The sequence below is a fragment of the Streptomyces griseorubiginosus genome (assembly GCF_017614965.1).
GTDB lineage: Bacteria > Actinomycetota > Actinomycetes > Streptomycetales > Streptomycetaceae > Streptomyces > Streptomyces griseorubiginosus_B.
Window position 1 is genome coordinate 1 of sequence record NZ_WVUG01000481.1, and the last position, 4,211, is coordinate 4,211.

Sequence of the window (4,211 nt, forward strand, 5' to 3'; positions counted from 1 at the left end):
ACCTCGTCCGGGGTGCCGAGCCGGGAGATGATCCGGCGGACGGCCGCGGGACTGTCGGCGGTGCCCCCGGCGCGGCGCCGGTCGATCTCGTTGCGCAGCTCCGACACCAGGCGCATGCGTGTGGCCGACGGCAGCTGCCGCTGCTGCGCCACGTCGCCGACACGGCTCAGATACTCGTAGACGACCTGGTCGCTCTCGATCCCCACGAAGTCCCCTCCGGGGCGGCTGCGTTGGATGGCCCGCGGTACGAAGGTATCGCAGGTCAGCATCGAACAGCCCGTCCGGCGTCCGAGGACGGGCCCTTCGGGCGAACCGGGGGTCCGGGGGCGGAGCCTCCTGGGACGCCCGCCCACCCGGTACCGTGAGTCGGATGAGCACCCCGGCCCCGCGTTCACTCGCAGAGGCACTCCGAGCGAGGGACGACGACTCCCTCGCCGCACTGCTGCGCGCTCGCCCCGATCTCATCACCCCCGTCCCCACCGACCTCACCCAGCTCGCCACCCGGGCCGGTACCCGGGCCAGCGTGGTGCGGGCGCTGGAGCGGCTGGACCGGTTCGCGCTGCAGACGGCGGAGGCGCTGGCGGTCGCGGCGGACCCGGCGTCGTACGGGGAGCTGCTCGGGCTGATGACCGGCGACGAGGGTGATCCGGTGGTCGCCGCGGCTCTTCCGCGTGCCCTCGGCACCCTGCGGGAGCAGGCGCTGGTCTGGGGCGACGACGAGCGGCTGCGGCTGGTGCGCACGGCCCGTGAGCTGCTCGCGCCGTCCCCGCAGCACCCGTCCCCGACCGGGCTCGGGCCGACCGTGCAGGAGGCCACGGCGGGCATGTCGCCGGGCCGGGTGCAGGAGATCGTGACGGCGGCCGGGCTGCCCTCGACGCACGACTCGGTGTCGGCGGTGGGCTCCCTCACCGCCCTGTTCGGTGACCGCGAGCGGATGGCCGCGCTGCTCGCCGGGCTGCCGCAGGAGTCGCGGGAGGTGCTCGCCCGGCTGGTGTGGGGGCCGCCGTACGGGCAGGTCACCCCGGATCCCGCGGCGCACCTGCGGCAGTTGCTGGACCGCGGGCTGCTGCTGCCGACGGCGCCCGGCACGGTCGTACTGCCCCGGGAGGTGGCCCTGCATCTGCGCGGCGGACGGGCGCACCGCGCGCTGGAGCCGCTGCCGCCCGCCCTGGAGCCCGCGGCCACGCACCGTCCACAGGTTGTGGACAGCACGGCGGCCGGGCAGGCGTACACCGCGCTGGCGACGGTCGAGGAGCTGCTGAAGGACTGGGACGAGGGCGGCCCCGCCGTGCTGCGGGCCGGCGGGCTGAGCGTGCGCGACCTGAAGCGGACCGCGGTCGCGCTGGACGTGTCCGAGCCGGTCGCCGCCTTCTGGGTCGAACTCGCCTACGCGGCGGGCCTGCTGGCGTCCGACGGGGAGGCGGACGAGCGGTTCGCGGCGACCCCGGCGTACGACGAGTGGCTGGAGCAGCCCGCGGGCGTGCGCTGGGCGCGGCTCGCGGAGACGTGGCTGAGGGCGACCCGGACGGCGGGGCTGGTCGGCGGGCGGGACGCGAAGGACCGTGCGTTGTCGGCGCTCGGGCCCGGCCTGGACCGGTCGGCCGCGCCGGAGGTACGGCACCGGGTGCTGACGCTGCTGGCCGGGTTGCCGGAGGGCACCGCGCCGTCCGCCGAGTCCGTGCTGGAGCGGCTGCGCTGGGAGCGGCCCCTGCGCGGGCCCCAGCAGGACGACGACCTGCGCGCCCGGCTGGCCCGCTGGACGCTGTCGGAGGCGGAGATGCTGGGCGTGACGGGGCGGGGCGCGCTGTCGGCTCATGGGCGGGCGCTGCTGGGTGCGCCCGCGTCCTCGACGCCCGCGAAGAAGGCGGCCGGGGCGGAGTCCGGGGGCCCCGGCGACAAGCTCCCCGTCCGTCACACGCCCGTCGCCGTGGAGCCCCTCTCCCCCGTCGAGCAGGCCACCGCCTCCGCCGCGGCCGCCCGGCTGCTCGCGCCGCTGCTGCCCGAGCCGCTGGACCACGTGCTGCTGCAGGCCGACCTGACGGCGGTGGCGCCGGGGCCCTTGCAGCGGCCGCTCGCCGACATGCTGGGGGTGCTGGCGGACGTGGAGTCGAAGGGCGGGGCGACGGTCTACCGGTTCACGCCGGGGTCGGTGCGGCGGGCCCTCGACGCCGGGCGGACCGCCTCCGACCTGCACGCCTTCCTCGCGGCGCACTCCCGGACACCGGTACCGCAGCCGCTCGCGTACCTGATCGACGACGTGGCCCGCCGGCACGGGCATCTGCGGGTGGGTGCGGCCTCGGCGTACGTGCGCTGCGACGACGACGCCCTGCTGAACGAGATCATGGCCGACAAGCGGGCCGCCGGTCTGCGCCTGCGCCGTCTCGCGCCCACCGTGCTGGCCACCCAGGCCGACCCGGCGACCCTGCTGGAGGGTCTGCGCGCGATGGGTTTCGCGCCGGCCGCCGAGTCCGCCGAGGGCGACGTCCTGATCACCCGCGCCGACGCCCACCGCACCCCGCCGCGCACCGCGCCCGAGCCGGTCCCGGACGGCCCGCCGACGCCGGACGCGACGCTGCTGTCGGCGGCGATCCGCGCGATCAGGGCCGGTGACGTGGCCTCCACGGCCCCGCGCAAACAGCCCCCCTCGGCCGCGGCGGGCGGCGGTGCCCTGCCGCGCACCAGCTCCGCCGAGACCCTGGCCACCATGCAGGCCGCCGTCCTGACCGGGGAGGCGCTGTGGATCGGGTACGTCAACGCGGAGGGCGCCGCGAGCCAGCGCGTCATCGCCCCGATCCGGGTCGAGGGCGGCTTCGTGACGGCGTACGACCACACGGCGGACGAGGTGCGGACGTACCCGCTGCACCGGGTGACGGGAGTGGCGGAACTGGCCGAGGAGGCGTGAGGCGGGCCTCTTCGCCACGGCTCCACCGGCATGACCGGAACTGTTCACCCGGGGCTTCCGGCCCGGGCCCGCGGGCAGCGTTTCCTGAACGGGACAGGAACCGGGTCCGGCTTTCCGACGACGGGACCGGCCTTTCGACGAAAGGGACCCCATGGCCACGACGATCCGCCGCGCAGTCATCCCCGCAGCCGGACTGGGGTCCCGTCTGCTGCCGCTGACCAAGGCCATCCCGAAGGAGATGCTGCCGGTCGGGGACAAGCCCGTCGTCGAGCACACCGTGCGGGAGCTGGTGGCGTCCGGCATCACGGACATCACGATCGTCGTCTCGGGCGGAAAGGGCCTGATCCAGGACCACTTCCGGCCGAATCCGGCCCTCGTCGCCCAGCTGCGCGCCGACGGCAAGACCGCCTACGCGGACGCGGTGGAGGAGGTCGGCGAGCTGTCCCGGCTCGGCCACATCACCTACCTCGACCAGCACGGCCCGTACGGCAACGGCACGCCCGTGCTGAACGCGGCCCGCAACGCCGGTGACGAGCCGATCCTGGTGCTGTGGCCCGACGACGTCTTCGTGGCCGACGTCCCCCGCGCCCAGCAGCTGATCCGCGCCTACGAGGCGACCAACTGCGCTGTGCTCGCCCTGATGCCGATGGACCCGACCGACTCCGAGCGCTACGGCGTGCCCCGGGTCCGGGAGGACCTCGGCGAGGGACTGCTGCGCATCAGCGGCCTGGTGGAGAAGCCCAAGCCCGAGGACGCGCCCTCCGCCTACGCGGCGATCGGCGGCTATGTCATCACCCCGGGCATCGTCGAGGAACTCCGCAAGCAGACCAGGGCCTGGTACGAGCACCGCACCGGCGAGATCTACCTCACCGACGCCATCAACGCCTACGCCGCCACCAAGGCGGTGTACGGCCAGGTCATCCAGGGCCGCTGGTACGACACCGGCAACCCGCTCGCCTACCTCACCGCCCAGTTCGCGGCCGCCCTGGCGGACCCGGAGTACGGCCCGCATCTGCGCCGGCTGGCGGAGCTGACGGAGCAGCGGGACTGAGCCCGCTCAGACGTCGGCGCGGTCCAGGGCGCGGCCCATCTCCTCGGTGAAGCGGCGGCCCGCGGGCAGGAGTTCGCCGCTGGCGAGGAGGGTGCCGACGGCGGCGCGGGTGTGTCCGTGCCAGGTGGTGTGCTCCCGGTCGGCCCGGGGATCGGGCGGGGCGGTCGTGTGCTCGGTGTGCCAGAAGTCGCAGACACCCAGGTGGGCGTAGGTGCCGGTGAACAGCGCGTCCAGGGGGCGCGGGTCGGGGCGCCAGGG

At 75.4% G+C, this 4,211-nt stretch carries 4 protein-coding genes; 2 read left to right on the forward strand and 2 right to left on the reverse strand.

From position 1 onward, the window contains the following. The coding region (locus tag GRC12_RS42250; protein WP_439959950.1) for an HAAS signaling domain-containing protein at window positions 1-206 on the reverse strand (206 nt) is incomplete at its 3' end. Between the two features lie 164 nt (window positions 207-370). Here GRC12_RS42250 and GRC12_RS42255 point away from each other — a divergent pair. Both GRC12_RS42255 and GRC12_RS42260 read left to right on the forward strand, forming a co-directional pair. Continuing rightward, the gene (locus GRC12_RS42255; RefSeq protein ID WP_208785752.1) at window positions 371-2,902 is read left to right on the forward strand and encodes a helicase C-terminal domain-containing protein; all 2,532 of its coding nucleotides are present in this window, start codon (window positions 371-373) and stop codon (window positions 2,900-2,902) included. A 151-nt stretch (window positions 2,903-3,053) separates the two neighbouring features. Next, window positions 3,054-3,953: a UTP--glucose-1-phosphate uridylyltransferase gene (locus GRC12_RS42260; protein WP_208785753.1), complete on the forward strand. Its 900-nt coding sequence runs from the start codon at window positions 3,054-3,056 to the stop codon at window positions 3,951-3,953. A gap of 6 nt (window positions 3,954-3,959) precedes the next feature. Here GRC12_RS42260 and GRC12_RS42265 read toward each other — a convergent pair. Continuing rightward, window positions 3,960-4,211, reverse strand: a 252-nt coding sequence (locus tag GRC12_RS42265; protein ID WP_244374613.1) for an aKG-HExxH-type peptide beta-hydroxylase, incomplete at its 5' end; no start/stop codon positions are given.

Bases quoted from the DNA above. Each gene is read 5' to 3' on its own strand.
- GRC12_RS42255 (WP_208785752.1), top strand. From the start codon at position 371: ATGAGCACCCCGGCCCCGCGTTCACTCGCAGAGGCACTCCGAGCGAGG.
- GRC12_RS42260 (WP_208785753.1), top strand. From the start codon at position 3,054: ATGGCCACGACGATCCGCCGCGCAGTCATCCCCGCAGCCGGACTGGGG.